Annotated in this window: 21 protein-coding genes and 1 pseudogene; 14 read left to right on the top strand and 8 right to left on the bottom strand. The window is 61.0% G+C overall.

The genetic code is table 11. From position 1 onward, the window contains the following. Positions 1-61 precede the first annotated feature (61 nt). The 6 genes and pseudogenes from QF047_RS20350 (at position 62) to QF047_RS20325 (ending at position 6,520) form a co-directional block, all read left to right on the top strand. Positions 62-1,345 carry an ROK family protein gene (locus QF047_RS20350; RefSeq protein ID WP_307280861.1) on the top strand — a complete coding sequence of 428 codons (1,284 nt, stop codon included), beginning with the start codon at positions 62-64 and terminating at the stop codon, positions 1,343-1,345. Positions 1,346-1,879: 534 nt separating this feature from the next. Next, the gene (locus tag QF047_RS20345; RefSeq protein WP_307280859.1) at positions 1,880-3,145 is read left to right on the top strand and encodes an ABC transporter substrate-binding protein; all 1,266 of its coding nucleotides are present in this window, start codon (positions 1,880-1,882) and stop codon (positions 3,143-3,145) included. A gap of 154 nt (positions 3,146-3,299) precedes the next feature. After that, entirely contained in the window at positions 3,300-4,220 is a 921-nt protein-coding gene (locus tag QF047_RS20340) for a carbohydrate ABC transporter permease (protein WP_307280857.1), read from the top strand. A gap of 2 nt (positions 4,221-4,222) precedes the next feature. Further along, positions 4,223-5,068, top strand: coding sequence for a carbohydrate ABC transporter permease (locus QF047_RS20335; protein WP_307280854.1), 846 nt, complete (start codon positions 4,223-4,225; stop codon positions 5,066-5,068). Positions 5,069-5,478: 410 nt separating this feature from the next. Continuing rightward, a pseudogene (locus QF047_RS22395) lies at positions 5,479-6,159 on the top strand (Gfo/Idh/MocA family protein); the annotation flags it as partial. A gap of 31 nt (positions 6,160-6,190) precedes the next feature. Next, on the top strand, positions 6,191-6,520 hold the full coding sequence (locus QF047_RS20325) for a hypothetical protein (RefSeq protein WP_307280851.1): 330 nt from the start codon (positions 6,191-6,193) through the stop codon (positions 6,518-6,520). 217 nt (positions 6,521-6,737) lie between these two features. On the opposite strand, the gene QF047_RS20320 is transcribed toward QF047_RS20325, so the two are convergent. Beyond that, positions 6,738-7,040, bottom strand: coding sequence for a DUF4193 domain-containing protein (locus tag QF047_RS20320; RefSeq protein ID WP_306637214.1), 303 nt, complete (start codon positions 7,038-7,040; stop codon positions 6,738-6,740). A 627-nt stretch (positions 7,041-7,667) separates the two neighbouring features. Between QF047_RS20320 and QF047_RS20315 the strand changes: the two genes are divergently transcribed. From QF047_RS20315 to QF047_RS22390, 3 genes are all read left to right on the top strand, one after another. After that, positions 7,668-7,871, top strand: a complete 204-nt coding sequence (locus tag QF047_RS20315; protein ID WP_104046164.1) for a cold-shock protein — start codon at positions 7,668-7,670, stop codon at positions 7,869-7,871. A gap of 278 nt (positions 7,872-8,149) precedes the next feature. After that, positions 8,150-8,605, top strand: coding sequence for a prevent-host-death protein (locus tag QF047_RS20310; RefSeq protein WP_307280846.1), 456 nt, complete (start codon positions 8,150-8,152; stop codon positions 8,603-8,605). Positions 8,606-8,608: 3 nt separating this feature from the next. Continuing rightward, positions 8,609-8,953 (top strand): hypothetical protein, encoded by a 345-nt coding sequence (locus tag QF047_RS22390; RefSeq protein WP_373427782.1) that lies wholly within the window; start codon positions 8,609-8,611, stop codon positions 8,951-8,953. A gap of 188 nt (positions 8,954-9,141) precedes the next feature. Here the strand turns inward: QF047_RS22390 and QF047_RS20305 are convergent, their stop codons facing one another. Together QF047_RS20305 and QF047_RS20300 are read right to left on the bottom strand one after the other, a co-directional pair. Further along, positions 9,142-9,708 carry a recombinase family protein gene (locus QF047_RS20305; protein WP_307280844.1) on the bottom strand — a complete coding sequence of 189 codons (567 nt, stop codon included), beginning with the start codon at positions 9,706-9,708 and terminating at the stop codon, positions 9,142-9,144. Positions 9,709-10,070: 362 nt separating this feature from the next. Then, a complete protein-coding gene (locus QF047_RS20300) occupies positions 10,071-10,907 on the bottom strand; it encodes a sugar phosphate isomerase/epimerase (RefSeq protein WP_307280841.1) in 837 nt (278 codons plus the stop codon). Between the two features lie 511 nt (positions 10,908-11,418). Here QF047_RS20300 and QF047_RS20295 point away from each other — a divergent pair. The 5 genes from QF047_RS20295 (at position 11,419) to QF047_RS20275 (ending at position 16,675) form a co-directional block, all read left to right on the top strand. Continuing rightward, positions 11,419-12,750 (top strand): ABC transporter substrate-binding protein, encoded by a 1,332-nt coding sequence (locus tag QF047_RS20295; protein WP_307280838.1) that lies wholly within the window; start codon positions 11,419-11,421, stop codon positions 12,748-12,750. A gap of 79 nt (positions 12,751-12,829) precedes the next feature. Next, on the top strand, positions 12,830-13,804 hold the full coding sequence (locus QF047_RS20290; protein ID WP_307280836.1) for a carbohydrate ABC transporter permease: 975 nt from the start codon (positions 12,830-12,832) through the stop codon (positions 13,802-13,804). A gap of 102 nt (positions 13,805-13,906) precedes the next feature. Continuing rightward, a complete protein-coding gene (locus QF047_RS20285) occupies positions 13,907-14,692 on the top strand; it encodes a carbohydrate ABC transporter permease (protein ID WP_307280834.1) in 786 nt (261 codons plus the stop codon). A 75-nt stretch (positions 14,693-14,767) separates the two neighbouring features. Continuing rightward, positions 14,768-15,805, top strand: a complete 1,038-nt coding sequence (locus tag QF047_RS20280) for a zinc-binding dehydrogenase (protein ID WP_307280831.1) — start codon at positions 14,768-14,770, stop codon at positions 15,803-15,805. Positions 15,806-16,123: 318 nt separating this feature from the next. Continuing rightward, a complete protein-coding gene (locus QF047_RS20275) occupies positions 16,124-16,675 on the top strand; it encodes a TetR/AcrR family transcriptional regulator (RefSeq protein ID WP_306637236.1) in 552 nt (183 codons plus the stop codon). Between the two features lie 31 nt (positions 16,676-16,706). On the opposite strand, the gene QF047_RS20270 is transcribed toward QF047_RS20275, so the two are convergent. From QF047_RS20270 to QF047_RS20250, 5 genes are read right to left on the bottom strand one after another with little or no spacing between them, the layout of a single operon-like run. Further along, positions 16,707-17,684 carry a zinc-binding dehydrogenase gene (locus tag QF047_RS20270; protein ID WP_307280827.1) on the bottom strand — a complete coding sequence of 326 codons (978 nt, stop codon included), beginning with the start codon at positions 17,682-17,684 and terminating at the stop codon, positions 16,707-16,709. Beyond that, positions 17,669-18,367 (bottom strand): ThuA domain-containing protein, encoded by a 699-nt coding sequence (locus QF047_RS20265; protein ID WP_307280824.1) that lies wholly within the window; start codon positions 18,365-18,367, stop codon positions 17,669-17,671. Before QF047_RS20265 ends, QF047_RS20270 begins: the two co-directional genes overlap by 16 nt. 33 nt (positions 18,368-18,400) lie before the next feature. Next, on the bottom strand, positions 18,401-19,405 hold the full coding sequence (locus tag QF047_RS20260) for a sugar phosphate isomerase/epimerase (protein ID WP_307280821.1): 1,005 nt from the start codon (positions 19,403-19,405) through the stop codon (positions 18,401-18,403). 5 nt (positions 19,406-19,410) lie between these two features. Next, the gene (locus QF047_RS20255) at positions 19,411-20,634 is read right to left on the bottom strand and encodes a Gfo/Idh/MocA family protein (protein ID WP_307280819.1); all 1,224 of its coding nucleotides are present in this window, start codon (positions 20,632-20,634) and stop codon (positions 19,411-19,413) included. Between the two features lie 39 nt (positions 20,635-20,673). Then, positions 20,674-21,552, bottom strand: a complete 879-nt coding sequence (locus tag QF047_RS20250) for a carbohydrate ABC transporter permease (RefSeq protein ID WP_307280817.1) — start codon at positions 21,550-21,552, stop codon at positions 20,674-20,676. Position 21,553: the final 1 nt, after the last annotated feature.

Genomic DNA, 21,553 nt, shown 5'->3' with positions numbered 1-21,553 from the left:
CGGTCAACCCCTCGCAGCAATTTGGAAGGTAAGTTAATGAAGAGGAACATAGGGAGGTCCGATGACCGCTTCGCCCGTCGAGATTGATCTCACGGAGACTGAACGCAGTGTGCTTTCGGTGGTGCATGCCAAGGGGGAGTGCACCCGTCCTGATATCAGCGCTTCCCTGGATGTGTCCAAACCGACCGTGAGCCTTGCGGTCAGTGCACTGGAGGAAGCTGGCCTCATAGCTCCGGTCCGTGCACGGCAAGGTTCGCTGGGCCGTTCTGCAACCGTCTATGCGGTCGCGGCAACTGCAGGCTGGCTCTTGGGCCTTGACATAGGTTCTACACGGGTCAAGGTGCTGGCAAGGGGCCTGGACGGCCGGCAATTGAGGAGCATGAGCGAAAGTTTGGGCGGAACGCCCGGGCTCCGCAACGAACAGATCCTGGACCTGGTCAGTAGCCTCGTGAGCAGAACGATCCGTGAGCTAGCCCCGGTGGCGGGGCCCCTGCGTGCGGTGGGCGTCGCCTTGCCCCGGGTCATTCCTCAATACCTCAATGACGAGTCCGGCAGCCGGACCGTGGGCCGGCCGGCGTTGGCTCAAATCCTTGCAGCCCTCGACGTGGATGAGGGCGTCCCAGTACTGCTTGAGAACAACGTCAACTGCGCAGCTCTGGCGGAAATGGAGCTTGGGAACGCAAAGGCTGTCGATGATTTCGTCTTCCTTCAAGTAGGCGTTGGAATAGGCTCGGGCATCGTTGCGGACCGACGGGTCCTTCGCGGAGCACGCGGGGGAGCGGGGGAAGTATCATCCCTTCCGACCGGCTGGCCCGCGAAACCGGAAAACACGGATCGCTTCGCACTCGAGCACTACCTCGGCGCGAATCAGTTCCTTCACCGGTGGACCTCAAGCTGGGACAGTCAAGTTGGTCCTGTGCCCGCTTCGGTCGCCGAGCTTTTCGATTACGCAAGCGCGGGGGTACCCACTGCAACTGCAGCCCTGGACCAGCACTCCCGCGATATCGGGCAACTGGCCCTGTCGCTGGCCGCAGTACTCGATCCAGCCCTGATCCTCCTGGGAGGCGGGGTGGGGCAAAACCCGCATCTTCTGCAGGGGGTCCGCGCCGTGGTTCAAAGTGTCAAGCCTGATGTGGAGGTGACTACCGGTTCATTGGGGGAGGAGGCAACCGTTGAAGGCGCAGTCGCGCTCACACTTGACCATGCCCTTTCCAAACTCCTGGGAACCCGGTACAAGCGACGACTCGATGACCGGACAACTGTCGTATATGCCAGTCGAGCCACTGCCGCCGCAGTTACGGACACAGACGAATCGCCCAAGGCGCGCGGACTGACCTCAGTCTAGATAAATGCGGGACTGAGACCGCTGGCGCCCTTCCGCGCTGACCGCAAGAGAATCCGCCGCTGGGGGAGCGCGAGCAGAGTCACAACGTCGCGCTTGCCTTGTGGCTGTGGCCTTTACGCCGGCCCGAGTGACGCTGCATTGGTCAGTGCGCCAGGCTTGCGGCCATGCGCCACCTGTTGATATGCACTGCCGGAGTAGCGGTTGGTCAGACGTCCCGTCCCATCGCCTAAACACGGGGCGGAGCATAGCCAGGACCAGCGCAGGCCTGCTTGCCTGTCGATCCAGCGTGCTCTGTTGCCATCTGAAACGAACAAAGTGCGATGTCAAAGGGGATGCGTCACCCACCACACTGACGGAAAATTGCCCAGTTCTGGCCTGCAGGGTTGACGCGGCGTCATTAGTAAGGTTATCTGGTTAACTAACGCCGACAGGCAGTGATGGCTCTCACACTGGGGCTTTCGATGCAGATAGCCTCCCGGTTTGAGAACCAAAAGCCACGAACTGGGAACAGCAGTTCATAAACAAGGAGCTTTGATGAAGAAAGTACTCGGCGCGGTGGCGGCAGTAGCCGTCGCGGCTGGACTTCTCACAGGATGCAGCCCTAGCGAGTCATCCGATCCGAACAAGAAGCAGGATCTCACTTTGTGGGTGTACTCGGACTTCACGCAGGGTGAAGCTGGTGCTGTTATGAACAAAGTTGTTGAGGACTTCAAGCAGGAACACGCCAACGTGGGTTCGGTTACTTTGGTACCAAAGAACGATGCGGACCTCCTTTCGGGGCTGATGTCCGGCGTCGGACTTCCCGACGCGTTCAGTGCCAGCGCCCGCGACGGTAAGAAGTACCGCGATGCCGTTGGACTTCTCGATCTCAAGCCGGTCTTCGACGAGGACTACGCGAAGGGCTTCTACCCGAAGGCATTGGAGACTGTCTCCCAGGACGACGGCGTCTGGGCGGTTCCGTTTATCAGCTACACACCTGTTATCTACCGCAACCTCACCGTTCTCAAGAACGCCGGCATAGACCCTGCCGAAGGTACGCCAACCCAGCAGGCGTTCCTCGATCAGCTTGCAAAGGTGCAGGCATCAGGCGTGACGGCTACGCACTCCTGGACCAAGGATGACTACTTCGGCCCGGGAGCGGTCATGGCCGCTGATGCGGACAAGATCACTGAGGGCGTCAAGGACGGGAAGACGACCATCACACCCGAGGAGCTGGAGCGCACTTTCGAGACCGTCAAGGCCATAGACAAGTTCGGCAACCAGTCGATGATCTACAAGGCCGACAGCACGATGGAAGCGTTCAAGTCGGACAAGCTCGGGTACATGATCGGCGGCCCCTGGAGTGAACCGGCTATCAAGCAGAGCGGTGTCGAGTACGACTTCGTCCTCACACCCCCCTATGAGAAGGGCGGCAGGACCGGCGGGCTTCAGGGCTGGGACTTCTTCTACGGCGTACAGAGCAAGGACGAGGCCCGCAACGAGTTGGTTGCGGAACTGATGAAGAAGCTCGGATCGTACGACGTGCAGAAGGAATGGACTCTCAAAACCGGTCGACCCACGCTCCGTCAGGACGTCATGGACGATCCGGCTGTTGTCGGCTCCTCCGCAATGGCGAAAGTGTCCTCTGAGGGTCTCAAGGGCGGCATGCCGCAGATGGACTTCATGAAGTCAGGCGTGTTCTGGCCCACCGCAATGACCGACCCGGTCGCACAGCTGGGTGCCGGTGCACTCACGCCCAAGCAGACCGCCGAGGAATTCGTCAAGGGAATCAACAGCCTCTATGCCGAGGCCGGCGAGTAACCAAAACAGGACCTGTGCCCAGAGGTAACTCTGGGCACAGGTACCACGACCGCAAGAAAAGAAAGGTACTCCCGTGAGTACGGACTTAAAACCGATCACAGGTCGGGCCTCGCGAAGGAGCCGCAACGCGCCGGCACCTGTTCGTCGTCTCCCTTTGAAAACCCGCGTTGTCCGGAGCCTCCCGATCTACATCGGCCTCGCTCCGTTCTTCGTCCTCCTCATCGTCTTCGTCGGGGCACCCATGGTCTACGGCCTGGCCATGAGCTTCACGGACTGGTCCGTCTCAAGCCGCAGCACCCTTCATTTCGTGGGACTTGAAAACTACCTCTACATTTTGGGTGGCGAAGGACTGGGATCGACCCGGTTCCTCAAATCGCTGCTCAATCTGGCCGTCTATGTGCCCATCACCGTCGCCATTGGCCTTGGCGTGTCCCTGGGTCTGGCACTCATCGTTCACAACCTGCCCCGCCGGTTCCAGTCTTTCCTGCGCAGCGGATTCTTCGTCCCCACCGCGATTCCCTTGTTCCTCTGCGTGGGCATCTGGCTGTGGCTGATGAACTCAGACAGCGGGCTGGTAGCAACGAGCCTCGCCAAGCTTGGAATCGGTGTGGACGTCAACTGGGTCAACACGGCCGGCTGGGCCATCGCACTCATCATCTTCATCGACGTGTGGCACTCAGTCGGATTCAACTTCGTCATCTTCAGCACCGGCATGCAGGAGATCTCCGAGGACCTCTATGAGGCTGCAGACCTGGACGGCGCAAACGTCTTCCAGAAAATGTGGAACATCACCATCCCGATGATGGAGCCCATCATCTTCTTCGTCATCACCTACTCACTGATCAGCGCCCTGCAGGTCTACGACATCCCCCAAATCCTCACCAGCGGTTCCGATCCCAACTCGGTCGGTGGCCCCAACCAAGTCATGCTGTTCCCCGTCATGGAGATGGTCCGTAACGTCCGCATTGGCGGCGAAGCCGCCCTGGGCCGCGCAGCCGCCGAAGGCGTGATCCTGATGGTGATCATCATCGCCGTGACCTTCATAATGTTCAAGCTGCGCCGGAAGAAGGTGTGATTATGCGATCACGTATTGCTGGAAAGAAAAGATCGCGTACAGGGACCATCCTGATGGCCGTCCTCGCGCTCATCTGGCTGCTGGCCAGCCTCTACCCGCTGTGGATGATCGTCAGCGCCACATTCTCCTCAGACTCAACGAACATGAGCACCGCGCTCGTACCCGATGACCTTGCTAACGGGTGGTCCAAGGTAGTCGAAGCGTTCACCGCACTCAATCTGGGCACCACCTTGCGGGATACGCTGATCTTCACCCTGATCGCGATCGCGGGAATGGCGCTGACCAGCTCATTGGCTGCCTACGAATTCACCTTCTTTGAGTTCCCCGGCAAAAAGTTCCTGTTCGCCACCCTCATGGGCTCAATGATGCTTCCGCTCGTCCTGTACGTTGTGCCTCTGTATCGGCAGGTGTTCAACATGGGGTTGGCGGACTCATATCTGGGCGTAGCGCTGCCTCTCATGGTGTCCCCGCTCTCGGTATTCATCCTCATGCAGTTCATGGAAGACCTGCCGCGGTCATTCATCGAGGCGGCACAGGTCGACGGCGCCGGCCACTTCCGCATCTTTTTCTTCATCGTCGTCCCGATGCTGCGGAACGGCCTGATCACCGCCACAGTTCTGCTCGCCCTCAGCGTCTGGGGTGCGTTCCTGTGGCCCTCACTGGTAACAGGCCAGGACGTGCAGGCGCTCAGCGTCGCGATCGCCAACATGTTCAACCCGAACTTCTACGTAGATCCCCGGGTACGCTTCGCCGCCATGCTCATCGCCATGATCCCCCCACTGCTGGTCTACATCCTCTTCCAGCGACACGTGATCAAGGGAGTAGCGATGTCCGGCGTGAAGGGCTAATTCTCGGCCCCGAGAGTTTCTTTCGGCACCCGGGGAGCCAGCTTGCGGCCCTGACCGCGCTCCCCGCTGTCGTCCTGCGAGAATTTCGTTCGCCTGCTACCCAACAATAAATAATCCAGTACGGCGGCGCCGGCCCTAGCAAGGGTCGGCGCTGCTGCTTGAGGTCGGCGTCGGGCAGGGCACCGTTTGCTCGTGGCACTGGTCCTGACCCAGCCATGCGCGGTCCGAAGTGAGCTGGCGCGCGGCTAACGCGGGACTTCTGCTGGGTCGCTGTTCCGCGACGCAGGATACGACGTCAACGCTTCCGCCTCCGGACATGAGGGCTCGCTGTGCGCGCAGAGCGTTTGCGCGAACCAGGGTGCGCCGCAGAAATAATCAACGGTGAAGAATCTAGGGAGGAACGAGTGAGTATGAGCAAAATCAACTGGGGAATCCTCGGCCCAGGCAAGAACGCCCGCCGCTTCGCGGCTCAACTCCCGCTCAGCAGCACCGGCGTCCTGACTGCCGTCGCCGGGCGAGATATAGGGAAGGTCACCGCCTTCGCGGAAGAATTTGGCGCCAGTCGTACCCACTCGAGCTTCGAGGAACTTCTCGCTGACTCCACTGTCGAAGCCGTCTACATCGCCACGCCGCACACCCTGCACGCCGAACTGGCCATCAAGGCAGCGAACGCGGGAAAACACGTGCTGTGCGAAAAGCCCATAGCCGTCAATCACCGCTCTGCCATGGCCGTCGCAGAGGCTGCTCAGCGCAACTGTGTAGTCATGCTTGAGGGCTACATGTACCGTTTCCACCCGCAAATCGACACGCTCCTTGAGCTTCTGAACAGTGGTGCGATAGGTGCAATACAACATATCGACGCAAGCTTTTTGTTCGTGGGCAAGAATAGGGATAGCTGGCTTTTTGACGAGGCGAGAGCCGGCGGCAGCGTACTCGACGTCGGTGGATACCCAGTCTCCATGGCTCGCCTAATCGTGTCGGCGGCGCTCAAGAAACCAAGTGAACCAGTTTCAGTGACAGCTCAAGGCCACATTGCGGGTAACGTCGACGAATGGTCGACTGCCAGTCTATGCTTCGAGTCTGGAATAACCGCGAACGTGCGAGCAGGCATTGTTCTAGGTAATGAAGAACGACTCCTTATATACGGTGCTCGTTATATACGGTGCTTGCGGAAGCATCCAGGTGCACACGCCGTGGGTCGTAGAGCCGGAAGACCACCCGACGATCACAGTCTCGAAGGCGGGCGGGCTTTCTGAGACGATCGTGTGTGGCGCAGGGGCAGCGTACGCAGCCGAAGCCGACGCCCTCGCGAGTGCTATCGCCGATGGCGGTCAGGTCGACCGGATGAACGTGTCCGACTCCCTAGCCAATCTTCTGGTGCTTGATCAGTGGCGGGACCAGATTGGCCTGCGCTACTCCTTCGAAAGAGAAGACGCCTCAACCCGGCCGTGAGCGGCGAACCATTGCAGCGCCCCCAGTCATGGAAAATAAATAACCCCTGGCCCTGCCGGGGTAAGTCTTCATTCCGTTAGCGCAAAGGGCCCTTTGCCGCCACTCCCCCCACCCTTTTGAAGCGCCGATAATGAAGATTATGTAAAGCTGGCATTGGGAAGGAGCTGAAAAAGGTCCGGATGAATGCCTAATTGCTGTAGTCTTTGGCCAAGCTGCCTCAGCCTTCGCACTCCACGCAGTAGGCGTGGCCGTTGCTCTCCCGCGCCAGTTGGGACCGGTGCCGGACGAGGAAACAGGAATAGCAGGTGAACTCGTCCGCGGCCTGGGGAATCACTTGGACGATGAGCTCGTCGGAGATGATTTCGCCGCCTGGTGTCAACCCTTCGTCGAGGGCATCGGCTTCGTCCAGCTCGGTGACGACGCTGCGGGCATCTGGGGCGTTCGCGGACTGCAGATCCTCCAGGGAGCGCTCCTGGGATTCCTTGACGTCGGAACGGACTTCGTCATAGTCGGCTGCCACTAGGTGCTTCTTCCTTAAGTCGTCGCTCTGATGCCCATTCCGGACGAGACTGTAACGTACGCGGTCGCACGGTTGTTCCTCAAAACGTGCGCGAGCCATATTGGGACGCTTGAGGTGTGCGGCCAACACTTCGCCCCCGCAGATCAATAAATACGTCAAGACTTAATAGGTGCTTCACGGCGCAGGAACACACCGCGCTGAGCAATGGCGAAGCTCCGATCAAATAGCGGTTGACCGGAGCTTCGGTTCATTATGACCCCTGCAACCTGAGAAACTGCTGGGAGTTGGCAGCCCTCAGGCCCACCCCCGCCGCTCAGGCACGTTTGGAGACCAGACCTTGACCCAAATGAAGCAGTCGAGCTACTTCCCCGCCACCGTCCCTCAGCGAAGGACAGCTCAACCACCATGAACCAGCGGGTAAACGACAATAGCCATTCAAGAAGCGCGGTCGGCTTGGGCCAGGTACTCAAAGTCAGGCTGCCGCAACTCGTATGGCGGTCCTCCGGCCGTCCAACCCTGACGAATCTCTTGCCCGCCCCCACTGCTGGCCCATAGGCTCGAGGGGTGAGTGGCGGGGACGGCAATTCGAAAAGCGGATCCGGCCCGCGACCCGTGAAGGAAACAGGCATGGCAACAGGTACGGTCAAGTGGTTCAACGCCGAAAAGGGCTTTGGTTTCATCGCCCCCGACGACGGAAGCGCTGACGTGTTCGCACACTTTTCGGCAATCGCTTCCAGCGGTTACCGCTCCCTCGACGAGAACCAGAAGGTTCAGTTCGACGTCACTCAGGGCCCTAAGGGTCCGCAGGCGGAGAACATCCAGCCGCTCTAAGCGGTTGTTAGGAGGCTGGCCGGCACATGCTGGCCAGCTTCTTTTTGTTCCCCCAACGCCAAGCCTGCCTGGTAATTCAAATCGCTTCTCTTCGATCCGGTAAGCCCGAGACCCTTGAAACGTAGTTGCCCCATCGGACTTCGCCTGAATGCTAAAAGCTGATAGCCAGCGTTCCGTCAACTAACTGTGGTCCCCAAAGCATTGACGGCGAGGTGGAAACCTACATGAGAGGGCCTAGGTCAGTGGACTTCAGAACATGTTCTGAGTAATGTTGAACCATGAGCACATTAGCCAGTTCCCGAACGACGTTCCAGTCTTCAGAGCTGAGTCGAGCCTCCGCTGATGTTTTTGCTGCTGCTGCAGATCACCCTGTCCTGGTCACCCGGCGGGACGGCGAATCTTTGGTACTGATGTCAGAGAGCGCGGATCGGGCCCGGGCGTCATTGCTTGAACTCGCCGCACAGCTTGTTGCTGTCACCACCAGTACCGATGGAACCCTTGCAGGGCGCATGAGCGATCGCTTTCCGTGGATGCTCGCCTTGAGCCTAGCTGATCGCGAAGTGTGTGCCAACGAAATCGTGGCAGCTGCACGGGCATCATTCGCCACTAACCAGCCCCATCTGGCCATCGCAGAACTCAACGCCTGGCGTGAGACTGCAACTGCCATCGCCGCTGGCCTCGGCAAGGAAGCCGTGGAGTGGCTTGATGATGCTGAGACCGTCGAGCGCCCCTAGGGTATGGCGAAAAGCGAAAAGGTCGAGCGGCCAACAAAAAAGAGCGAATACGAACTCCGTTTTGCATCTGTCCAGGCGAAGCGCGGTTGGACTGATCTGAAAGCTACGATCAGGAATTCGTTGGCAGATTCGTGGGATTTTCTGACTAGGACTCCTCAGCTCACGACACCAACCAACTACCGGCTGCGTGGGGATCTAGGTCTTGTGTCACGTGATGGTGCTACCCACGACAGATGGCAGCACAAGCCAACCCTCAAAGGTGATGCACGAATCTGGTTCTACGTCGTGGAGCAAGTCGTCTACCTGGAGCAGGTTCACACAAGCCATCCAAATGAGACGAAGTCGTAGCCCCCACGCAAATTGGTACTCCACATGGATGACTCCGGAGGGGTTTTGCTTGCGCCTGGCCTGCACCCGGGAAGGAGCACTTCGTCGAAGCATCTCGGATGAGGACCTGCCCGGACGCCGATAATTTGACCTTCCATCAGCTGTGGCCGCGTAAACATGGCCAACGACGGCCTCGGCAGGGGAGCGATTCATTCCAGCTTTGCGTGGCGCAGGTACTGGTATACCGTTTCGCGGCTGATTCCGTAGTCACGGGCAAGGAGGGCTTTCGGGACACCGTTGCCGACGCGTTGGACCAGTTCGGCGGCCCGTTCGGGTGTGAGGGTCTTTTTGCGTCCTTTGTAGGCGCCGCGCTGTTTGGCCAGGGCGATGCCTTCCTTTTGGCGTTCTCTGATGAGGGAGCGTTCGAATTCGGCGAAGGCGCCCATGACGGAGAGCATGAGGTTGGCCATGGGGGAGTCCTCGCCGGTGAAGACCAGGCTCTCTTTGACGAACTCCACGCGTACACCCTTGCGCGTCAGGCCTTGGACGAGGGCGCGTAGATCGTCGAGATTGCGGGCGAGCCGGTCCATGCTGTGCACCACGACGGTGTCGCCATCGCGGGCGAACCGCAGCAGTTCCGTGAGCTGTGGCCTGGCGGTGTCCCTGCCGGATGCCTTATCCGTGAAGACCCGGTCCAAGATCTGGCCTTCGAGCTGGCGTTTCTCGTTCTGGTCCAACGTGCTGAAGCGTACGTACCCGATCCTCTGTCCGGCCACCGGTGCCTCCAACCCTCGTGCTGTCAGGTTGAGTTCGAAGCATGTCCCCGAAGAAAGTCAAGATTTACCGCTCAGTTTCGTCAGGTTGGGGTGTAGCCAATCTGAATGGGGAGGCTTGTCCAGGGTGAGCCGGCACGGCACCACGAATGAATCGTGCAAGCTATCGGACGGCAACAAAGCCGGGGCCATCGGCCAACAATCATCTCTGTCAAGCCAAAGAACAGGTGACAGCTGCGGTTGACCACCGGGAGGGACACTAGCTCCTAGCGGCGTTTCCTGCCTGGGCTTCGAACTGGCCCGGTGTCTCAGGGATGTCTCGTCGACTGCATCCGTTCCCTCGCCCTGCGGTTGCCAACGGTGTTTTAGGTGAAGCTCATTTCGGTTTCTTCGAGGAGCTTGAGCAGTCGTGCGCGACTACGGAGAACCTCGGGGAACGGGTTGTAGTGCTCGGGCTCGTGCTCAATGCTGATCGGCCTGTCGTAGCCGATCTCATTTAGTGCCCGGACGCAATCCTCGATCGGGACGATGCCATCGCCGTAGGCGCATGTGTCATGGGCGCCTACGGCGCGCACGTCCTTGAGGTGTACGTAGAAGACGTTGCTGCCGAGTTCGCGGAGCGCCTGAGCGGCATCGAAGCCTTGGGTTCCGAACCAGCCCGTATCCACAGTCGCGCCGATCACGCCGTCGTGGTCGTTGCCGATCTCGTCGAGGAGCTCCGCTGCGGTCTTCTGGGGGTGGTTCTCGAGGCCGAGCACGTTGCCAAACTCCTTCAGGATTCCGATGACAGAAGTGCGGTCTGAGAAAAGAAGCGGCGTCTGGCCGCCGAGAATGTTCGTGCCGAGGGCTTTCGCGATCTCGTTTGCGCGCCGGAACTTCTTGACGGTGTCACCGTAGCTGCTGCCGTAGCTCGCGACGGTTACGCCGTGCTTCTGGAGCACGCGCTGGGCCCCGGTGATGTGCTCGTCCGTTGCCCACTCGTAGTTGAGCTGAGGGTGCCAGACGTCCACGGTGTCGAAGCCGGCGTGGACCGCGCTTTGCACGAACGCGTCAAAGCGTTCCTCGAAGGTCGAGATCGGGCGGTACCAGTCGTTGGCAGCGCTGTCGCCCTGGTTCCAGCCCTCGGTCATGTTCCAGTCGAGTTGCTGTGCTACGAGGTTGGCTCCCATGAACGAGATGTTGTTGTTCACTGTTCTCTCCATTGATTTTTTCGGTCGGTGCGGGAATGGAATGGAACCCCTTGCCGGCAGCTCGCCCGCAAAGAGCAGCCCACATGGGACTGCCTTTTGCTGATGGGGCGCGCCAGGTCAATTAGCAGCCGTGGCGTGTTGGCGCACTTCGTCTCCCTCGCCTCATTGCTCAAGGTGGCGCATCTGGCTGTTTGATAGCCCAGTCAAGTGCTGGCCATCAGGATTCCCTCGGTAAAAGTATATGCTCGATTACCTTTCGTTTGGCAAGAGATGTGGGGCGGCCAAATTTATTCTTATCCGCCCACGCTCAAATCGCCGATTGGGGGCAGCCTCCCGGCAGGCGAAAGGGATAAGAATTTTCGCAACGAAACCATTGCGCGAAAAGTGCACGTCTATATACTTTTAGTGCCGAGGAGATCTCGGCCGGGATCGCGGCAAGGAGGCAGCGGTTCCCGGAGCGGCTCCCGACTCGGAGCTCCCGGCAGTCCTGCAGTACATAGGCAAATTCCAGATAGGTGACAACGTGGTTACAACAACATCAGCCGGGCGCAGGCGGCTCCTTGCGGCTTTGGCGGTTCTGGCGGGATCGACAATGACCCTCGCCGGCTGCGGTCTGAACAACGGCAGCGGAGGCGCTGCCAGCAGCAGCAAGGCGCTCACGGTGTGGCACCAGTTCTCCGGCGAGGGAGGCACGGCGATGGACACCATTCTTAAGGGGTACAACAAGGCGAACCCGGATGGGCAGTTCGAGGGCCGCGCCATCGCGAATGACGAGGCCAACACGGTCATCCGCACAGGCCTTTCCGGTAACAACCCACCAACTGTGCTCCAGTATGAGGGGTACCAGCAGACGGCTGACTACGCGAAAGCCGGCCAGCTGATGGATATCACCGACTGGTATAACGAGCACAAGGACAACTTCACATACGGTGAAAGCCAGGCAGTGATGGACGCCTGCGGGTACGAAGGGAAGGTCTACTGCATCCCATGGAACGTGGACACCAGCGAGCAGATCTTCGTCAACCCGGACATCATGGACCAGCACGGCCTCAAGGCGCCGTCGACGATCGAGGAATTGAAAGCAGCTGCCGGTAAGCTCAACGGCGCCGGCGTCAGCCCGGTCTCGCTCTATGCGGGTGACGGCTGGCCGGCGGCGCACTGGTGGTATCTGCTCACCATTCAGCGCTGCTCGGTGGACACGATCCTGAAGGCGGCAAAGCAGGACGGAGCAAAGTGGGACGATCCTTGCTTCGAGCAGTCCGCGCAGGATTTGTACGACCTCGGTAAGGCGGGCGTGTTTCCGCAGGGTGTCGAGGGCCAGGACTACAACGCCATGCTCCAGCTCTTTCTCTCGGGCAAGGCCGCAATGATGAACACGGGAACCTGGTTCAACTCGACCCTTGCGGACACCCCGCCGGAATTCGAAACCGAAGCTGTCGCGTTCCCGCAGGTTGATCCATCCAAGCCCTCACACCAGATCCTCGGCGGCTTTACAAATGTCTTTGGCGTCACCGCCAACAGTGGTAACACCGATGCCGGTTTGAAGTTCCTGGACTACATTTCCGATCCCGGCAGCGGTGCGGGTGCAGAGTTTGCCAAGAGCGGTCTCGTTAACGTCGTCGTAGGCGCTGATAAAGAGATGAGCCCCCGGGTGAAGGCGTCCTACGACGCCATTTCCGAGGCGCTGTCCTTGCCGGGCAACAATGTGATCGCCTACTTCGAAAACCTTGTGCCGCCTAGCGTGGGCGAGGACTCGATGTATAACGGAGCTGCTGCTCTGACCTCCGGTGCCATGCAGCCCAAGGATTTCGTGTCCAAGCTGCAGCAGGCTGCGCAGGCCGCCGCCGCCGAATAGGGCCCTCCGGTCCGATTCACAGGTTGGGCGCGGCGCTTGTATGGCCCGCGCCCAACCCCATCTCAATGAGGAGAAGGCAATGTCTGCAGTTTCTGTTCCACCCATCGAGCATCAGCGGGAGATGCTGACCGACGCGATTGAACCCAAGGAAAGCCGGAAACGGCGCGGGACCCACATTTCCGGGCGGTCGAAGCTTGGGGCAACCGGCTTCATCCTTCCGGCTTATTTCTTCTACGCTGGCTTCCTGCTGATCCCGCTCCTGCTCACGATCCTGCTGAGCTTCACGAGCTGGAACGGTGTCGGCTACAACTCAATCCAGCCCAACGGGGTCAAGAACTATATCAAGCTCGCGAACGATCCGGTGTTCCTGCAGGCGCTCCTGCACAACGGGATCTTCCTCGCCACGACCGTCATACTGAAGGTCATCCTGGCTTTCATGCTGGCACTCGCCCTGCGGCGGGTCTTCCCCGGGGCCGCGTTCTTCCGGGCGGTATTCGTGATCCCGAGCATCCTGTCGCTCATCGTGGTCAGCCTGCTGCTCAAGTTCCTAGTCGATCCCAACAACGGGCTCATCAACCCGCTCCTGCGGTCCATCGGCTTGGGAAATCTGGCAGGCTCCTGGCTGGGCGACCCGAACCGGGCCCTGCCGCTGCTGATCGGCCTGGACGTCTGGCTCGGTTTCGGGCTCTTTCTCTTTGTCTTCCTCGCAGGGATGTCGGCCTTGCCGGGGGAAGTGACGGAGGCCGCGAAGGTAGACGGCGCGAACTCCTGGCAAGAGACCTGGTACGTGACCACCCCACTGCTCGCACCCACCTTCCGGCTGGTGGTCCTGCTCGGCGCCATCGAGAGCCTGAAGGTGTTCGCCACCGTCTACGTCGCCACCTCTGGCGGTCCGAATCATGGCACGGAGGTGCTCGCGTCCTGGGCATTCTTCCAGGCCTTCACCGGCAACCAGGTGGGCTACGGCAGCGCGATCATGAGTGTCCTGCTCGTGGCCACGCTGATCCTCGCCGTTTTTTACGTCCGTGCCAATCAGAAAGGAAACGTCCAGTGACCGTCCTCGAGAACCCCGACATCAGGCTGGTACTCAAGGAGGACCAACAGACCAGAGTGCCTCGCTTCTGGCGAATCATCCGGCGCACCACGCCTCTATGCGGTGCTCAGCCTGCTCGCCGTCACGATTCTCTACCCAGTACTGTGGATGTTCTCCACATCGCTCCGGGACAACGGCAGCGTCCTCATGCACCCCTTCGACTTCAGTGGCACCTGGGGCTTCGACAACTACACCAAACTTTTCTGGGAGGGCGATATCCTCACGTGGCTGGGCAGCAGCATATTCGTGAACATCACGAGCGTCGCGCTCATCGCGGTGCTGTCAGTTCTCGCAGGATACGGTTTTTCGGCCTACACCTTCCCCGGTAAGAACATCCTGTTCGTGCTCCTTATCATCGGGCTTACCATCCCGCCCCAGGCGCTCGTCGTGGCGGGTTTCAGGTGGATCACTCTGTGGGGCGTCGAGAACACCTACTGGAGCCTCATCTTCACCTACGGTGGCTGGACCTCCTTCGGCATCCTCATGATGCGCAACTTCTTCGACTCCGTTCCGAAGGAACTTCGGGAGGCAGCCATCATGGACGGCGCTTCGCAGTTCCGGATCTTCCGCCAGGTCTACCTCCCGCTTGCGGCCTCGCCGATGACCACGGTACTCATCTTCACTGCGGTCTGGGTATGGAATGACTTCATCTACCCGATTGTGTACCTGCAGTCAGAAGAGATGTACACCATCCCTATCGGCGTGCTGCAGTTCACCGGCCGCACCACCGTGCAGCTCGCCACGCAGATGGCAGTGCTGACCTTTGCGACCGCGCTGCCGCTGGCCATGTATCTGATCTTCCGGAAGCAGTTCATGCGCGGCCTTCTCGAAGGCGCCGTCAAGGGCTAGCGAACCGGTCCAATATGCCGCCGCCAGCCGGAGCCGGCGGGAATGAACCATCACAAGAAGAGAAAAGAGTCGAAAGTGAGATCAGCGGAGATCACGGGCAAGGGAAAAGTCGAGGTCTCCGACAGGAGTACCCCGAAGGCCAGCGGAGACCTCGTCGTCGTCAAGATCCTGGTCGCGCCGATGTGTACCGAGTTCAAGAAGCGCCAAAACGGGATCGAGGACCACTCCCTGGGACACGAAGCGGTGGGAGTGATCACCGATGCCGGGAACTCGCGGCGTTTCCAGGTGGGGGACCGGGTCGCGGTCATGCCGCATTACGGCTGTGGCCTGTGCTACCTCTGCAGCTCCGGCGACTATATGCACTGCCCCGATCAGCGTGACGTGCTGGCAGAGACAGGTCAGGACTACGGGACGGCAACGTACTCCCAGTACCTGCTCAAGCCGGACTGGCTCGTCGTCAGGATTCCGGACGACATCCCACTGGTGCACGCCGCCATGGCGTGCTGCGGCTTCGGGCCGACGTTCGGGGCCCTCGAAAGGATGCGCGTCGACGCCCTCGACGTCCTCCTCGTCTCGGGCTGCGGCCCCGTGGGCCTGGGCGCCGTGGTGCAGGGCGTGACCCGCGGAGCGCGTGTGTTCGCCGTCGAGACCCATCCCTACCGGGCGGAGCTGGCCCTTAAGCTGGGCGCAGAGCGCGTCTTCAACCCCATGGAAGAAGACGTACCCTCGATCGTCAAAGCGAATACGGGGCGCGGCGCCGACGCTGGCATCGAGACCAGCGGCGCCCCGGTGGCAGCGAAGAACCTCGCACTGTCCATCCGGCCGCGCGGACGACTCAGCGTCGTGGCCTGGACTGGTGACGTCACCTTCCCGCCCCTCGTCCCGCAGGGCATCGACATCTTCGGTGTGTGGCACTGGAACAGCCTCAAACTGGCTGAGGAAATGTGGCGGACGGTCCGCAAGGCGGGCCACCTCATCGACCTCATGATCACCCATAGGATGCCGCTCGAGGATGTCTCCGGTGCCATGGATATCCAAGACACTGGCGCATGCGGCAAAATCTTGCTGTTCCCGCACGGCGAGTTCGATGAGGAGGAGTTGGGAAGAATGTGAGCCGCCCCGGGTGGAAGGAACTGTAGCAGGCCCGTCCTCCACCCGGCAGCCGATGGCGAGGAAAAAACCATTCACAAGCATTGGGCGGATGCGTCTCAATATCAGGCACCCCTTGCGCCCGGATTAGCCCACCGCACGTACGTATATTGGAGGCATAAATTCGGCTCCTTTCCGTCCAGGAAACGAGCCGAATATGGGCATTCACCTTTCGTGCAATAGTCTCTTTCTAGAACGGCACAGGAGGCGTGAAAGATGACAGTGCAGACTCCAAGGGCTCGTCGGGGACCTTACCGGAAGGGGATCGAGCAGCGGCAGAAGATGGTTGAAGTCGCAGTCGAGGTCTTCGGCCAGAACGGTTTCAAGGGAGGTACTTTGCAGCAAGTGGCGGACCGGGTGGGCCTGACACCCGGGGCTATCATGAAGCTGTTCGGAAGCAAGGAAGGCCTGCTCATAGCCGTACTCGAGCACTGGGGGAAGGCCACCGCCGACGTTGTTGGACCAGATCTCCGCGGGTACGCGCTGCTGGAGGGGTTCCGGCGCCTGATGTCCTACCACGTCCGCCACCCAGGCCTCCTGGCGCTCTACACGACCATGGCAGCTGAAGCCACATCCCCGGAGCACCCCGCACACGATTTCATGACAGCCCGCTACCGCACAAGCCTGGGGGACATGCGTGAACTTTTCGCCGAGGCAGCCGCAAGCGGGCACTTTCGACCGCTCGGCGTACAGGAGATCGCGCACGAGGCAGAATTCCTCCTGGCCACCATGGACGGGCTGGAGATACAGTTTCTGCTAAACCGCTCGTTCGACCTCGAGTCTTCCTTCGGTGCCTATATCGATTGCCTGAACGAGCGCCTCGCGCCGGCTTGAAAATCTTCCTCTGTTCCGGTCCCCGGTTTCATCACGAGGCCTCGGTGAGGTCAAGGAGTGTTTTGATGGAATTGTGGCCGCCCTCTCCGGCGAAGAGGGCGGGCAGGTCTTCGAGCCGGACAAGGGAATCGACCAGGTCGGATGGTGAGAGGATCTTGTGGGCGCTGAGACGTTGTGCCCGGTCCATCCACCGCATCACGTCCTCGGGGTTGCGGTGATGGAGGCTGAGTACGCGTAGGGCCCGGTAGTTCCAGCTCTCCATGTCCACGGTGCGTTTGCCGCCGTTGGACTGGTGGTAGCCCATGATTCCTAATGTGCCGCCGATCTGCACCAGGCTCGCTGCAAGATCAAGCCCGGCGGCCGCGCCGGTGGCCTCAATGACGAATGAATTGTTCTGCATCATGGCGTCGGTGACCTCGTCCGGGCTGAAGGTCCGGTCCGCCCCCCATTTGTTAGCCAGCTCCCTGGCGGTGTCGCGGGGTTCGATGACGGTGACCCGGTGCCCTTGGGCGACGAGCAGGCGAAGGGCCATCAAACCCATGAAACCGGCACCGACCAGGATCACTTCGGAGGCCTGCGCCAGTTCGAGCATTTCGAGGCCGCCGATGACGCAGGCGAGCGGTTCGGCCAACGCGGCGTCCCGAAGGCTGCAGCCGGGGTGGAGCGGGATGATCCTATCGTTGGGGACGATGATCTCCGTTGCATATCCGTCGGTGACATAGGCAGCGACCGGCATGCCCGCGTGGAGAGCCGGATCAGTACTCTCAGTAATCGTGCCCGAGACTTCGTGGCCAAGCCGCGAGGGAAAGGGGCCTTGGCCTTCCCGGACCATGGCAGTATCTGAATGGCATACTCCGACGTAGGCCACCCGAACCCTCACGTGGCCGCCGGGCAGCATCTCCGGCTGCCCTTGGTCGATGGTCACTTTTCCCGGCCCGGTGGCAGTAAGCCAGCTGGCCAGTTTCGTCTCGGCTTTCTGATCCAAGGTGCTGATCAGCGGCTTGCCCATAGCAGGCCCCTTTCGATGATGGTGCGGATGTTGGTGTTTTGGAGGATTTCGATGCGGTGGCCGGGGGTGGTGACGAAGATGCGGCCTTTGCCCCATTGGCGGGTCCAGATGGCGGGGGAGGTGACTTCGCGGTTCCAGGGGTCCCATTCCCGGGCTTTTTGGGTGGTGGTGGCCAGGACGTCGATGTAGTCGTCGGAGAGGACCCAGTATTGTTCGGTGACCAGGTCGAAGTCCTTGAGGCCTTTGGTGATGGGGTGTTCGGCGGCTGCGGGGAGCATGTTGATGGTGTAGGGCATGTAGTTGTCTGACTGTTCGCCGGTGCATTGGTCGGGGTGCTTGCCGGGGTGGCAGGCGAACTGGCCGCCGATCAGGTGGAGGTAGTCGGAGTTGTTGCGGTAGGAATCGGCGATCCCGCCGTGCCAGCCGGCCAGGCCGGTGCCGTTTTCGACGGCGGTGCGGAGCCCGGCGAATTCGTCTTTTTCGATGGTGGTCATGGTCATGCATTGCATGATCAGGTCCACGCCTGCCATGTAGTGGGCGTCGGCGTAGACCTTGGGTGATTCTTCGACGCGGACGTCGTAGCCGTTGTCTTTGAGGTAGGGGATGAAGAGTTCGGTGGCTTCGTAGGGCTGGTGGCCGTCCCAGCCTCCGCGGACCACCAGGGCGGTCTTATTCTCGGTCATGAAGTGGTTCCTTAATTGTGGGATGGTGGCGTTTTAGTGGCTGGTGAAGGCGGCGTCGAAGGCGGCTGTGGGCGGGGTTATTCGGGCGAGTTCCTGGACCATGGCCAGTGCTTGCGGGGCGCCGGTGAGGCGGTCCATGCCGGCGTCTTCCCATTCGATGCTGGTGGGGCCGTTGTAGCCGATGGCGTTCAGGGTTCGGAAGATCCGGTTCCATTGCACGTCCCCGTGGCCTGCGGTGACGAAGTCCCAGCCGCGGCGGGGATCTGCCCAGGCCAGGTGGGAGCCGAGGCGTCCGTTGCGGCCGTCGAGCTGGCGGATGGATTCTTTTACGTGGACGTGGAGGATGTGTTCGGCGAAGTCCTGCAGGAACATTACCGGGTCCAGGTCCTGCCAGATGAAGTGGGACGGGTCGAAGTTCAGCCCGAAGCTCTTGCGGTGCCCGATGGCTTCGAGGGTGCGTTTGGCGGTCCAGTAGTCGTAGGCGATTTCGGAGGGGTGGACTTCCAAGGCGAACCGGACGCCTTGTTCTTCGAAGACGTCCAGGATGGGGTTCCAGCGGTCCGCGAAGTCCTGGTAGCCGGCGTCGATCATGGCTTCGGAGGCGGGCGGGAACATGGCGACGGCTTTCCAGATGGAGGAGCCGGTGAACCCGGTGACGGTCTTGACGCCCAGGCGCGCGGCTGCCCGGGCGGTGTCTTTCATGGATTCGGCGGCCCGGCGGCGTACTCCTTCGGGTTCGCCGTTGCCCCAGATTTCGGTGGAGAGGATGCCTTGGTGGCGTTCGTCGATGGGGTCATCGCAGACGGCCTGGCCGGTGAGGTGGTTGGCGATGGCGAAGACCTGCAGGTTGTTTTTTTCCAGGATGTCCAGCCGGCCCTGGAGGTAGTTGTCGTCCTCCGCCGCGCGGCGGGGGTCCAGGTGGTCGCCCCAGCAGGCAATTTCGAGCCCGTCGAAGCCCCACTCGCCGGCGAGCCGGGCCACCTCCTCAAAGGGCAGGTCGGCCCACTGGCCGGTAAAAAGCGTGATTGGCCGTGTCATCGCTGTTACCGGCTTCCGGCCGAAACTGTGGCAGTGGATCCTACGTCGGTCCACCGGCAGTTGTCGTTGGCGCTGGCTTCAACAGTTGCCAGCACTTTTTGCACCTGCAGGGCATCCGTGAATGAGGGTTCCGGTTGACGGCCTTCACCGATCGCGGTGACAAGGTCCACCACCTGGTGGGTGAAGCCGTGCTCGTACCCCAGTCCGTGGCCGGTGGGCCACCAGTTCCCGACGTACGGATGCTCCGGCTCGGTAACCATGATGCGCCGGAATCCGGCGTCGGGCTCTTCGGCACGGTCATAGACGGAGAGGTAGTTCATGTCTTCGAAGTCGAAGGCCAGGGATCCTTCTGATCCGTTGACTTCGATGCGCATGGCGTTGCGGCGCCCAAGGGCTGCCCGGGATGCTTCAAAGACGCCGATCGGGCCGCCGTCGAACTTTGCACTGAAGACGACTGCGTCATCGACCGTTACCGGGCCTTTTTGCGCGGCTTGGCCTGTGGTGCCGTGGCCGCCCAGGCCGACGAAGTCTCCGCCTATCGGGCGTTCTTTGACGAACGTTTCCATCAGTGCTGAGACGCCGGTGATTTTTTGGCCGGTGATCCATTGGGTGGCGTCGATGATGTGGGCACCGATGTCTCCCAGGGACCCCGAACCGGACTTGCTCTTGTCCATCCGCCAGGTCAGCGGTGCGTTTTCGTCACTGAGCCAGTCCTGCAGGTACTGGGCCCTGACCTGGCGAATGTGGCCGAGCCTGCCCTGTTCGACGAAGCGTTTGGCCAGTGCCAGCGCTGGGGTGCGCCTGTAGGAGTACCCGCACATGGCGTAAACGCCGTTTCGGGCGGCGTCGTCGGCCGCCGCGCTCATCCGCTCTGCCTCCTCGACGGAGTTGGCCAGGGGTTTCTCGCACAGCACATGCTTGCCGGCCTCAAGGGCCGCGATCGCTATCTCGGCGTGGGTGTCGCCGGGGGTGCAGATGTCGATCAGGTCGATGTCGTCGCGCTCGATGAGGCGGCGCCAGTCCGTCTCAACCGACTCCCAACCAAGCTTGTCCGCCGCGGCCCGCACGCCGTCGGCGTTCCTTCCGGCCACGGCAGTGAGCTGAGGCTGCAGCGGCAGGTCAAAGAACCGGGGCGCGGTACGCCAGGCATGGGAGTGGGCTGCACCCATGAAGGCGTAGCCCACCATGCCGATGCGGAGCGGTTGCGGGAGGTCGGTGGTGGGGAACATTGGAAAACCTTTCGGGAGAGGAAGTGCAGGTGTTGCCTTTTATTGGCCGGCGAGGGAGCCGCCGATGCCCCCGACGCTGAAGTAACGGTTGAGGCAGCCGAAGACGATGATCGGAGGCAGGACCATGATGACGGCGACAGCCATGACGGGGCCCCAGTCCGTGGCGTTCTGCTGAAAGAAAGTCTGCAGGCCCACCGGCAGGGTGAAGTGGTTGTTGGAGCGCAGGAAGATCACGGCGATGAGGTAATCATTCCAGCAGACGAGGAAGCTGAAGATAGCGGTGGAAAGGACTCCTGGAAGGGAGTTACGAAGCACGACACGAAGGAAGCTGCCGAAGACTGAGCAGCCGTCCATCCAGGCAGCTTCTTCGAGACTGATCGGGATCGAGTCGAAGTAGGCGGCCATCATCCAGGTGGCTACGGAGAGGGTGCCACCGACGTAGATGATGGTGACCCCGGTGAGGGAGTCCGCGAGTCCCAGGTTGGCGAAAAGGATGAACAAGGGAATGACGGAAACGATGACGGGCAGGCTCTGGACAACGAACAGCAAGAGGGAGTAGCCCGCGACGAGCCTATTGCGCCCTCGGGATACCACGTATCCTGCTGGCGCCGCGACGACGACGGCGGCGATGACGGTGATGAGGGTAACCCAAAGGCTGTTGCCCAGCCATTGCAGGGCGGCGGTCTGGGTGAGCACGTAGGTGAAGGAGTCAAAGCCGATGCTGCCGCCGGTGGCGACGGGAGGCTGCAGGGCAAGGATGAACACTGCTGCCACGGGGACCAGGACGATCGCGGTGATGACGGAGAGGAGGGCGAATCGGAGCCATTGGCCGTGCCTGGCGTTCGTGTCGCTGGTAAGTTCCCGCGGGCGGCCGGCGGCCGGGGCCGGCACTGGCCGGGTGGTTGCTGGTGCGGACATG

Source organism: Arthrobacter sp. W4I7 (assembly GCF_030816215.1).
GTDB lineage: Bacteria > Actinomycetota > Actinomycetes > Actinomycetales > Micrococcaceae > Arthrobacter > Arthrobacter siccitolerans_A.
This window is presented reverse-complemented; position numbering and strand designations above follow the sequence as displayed.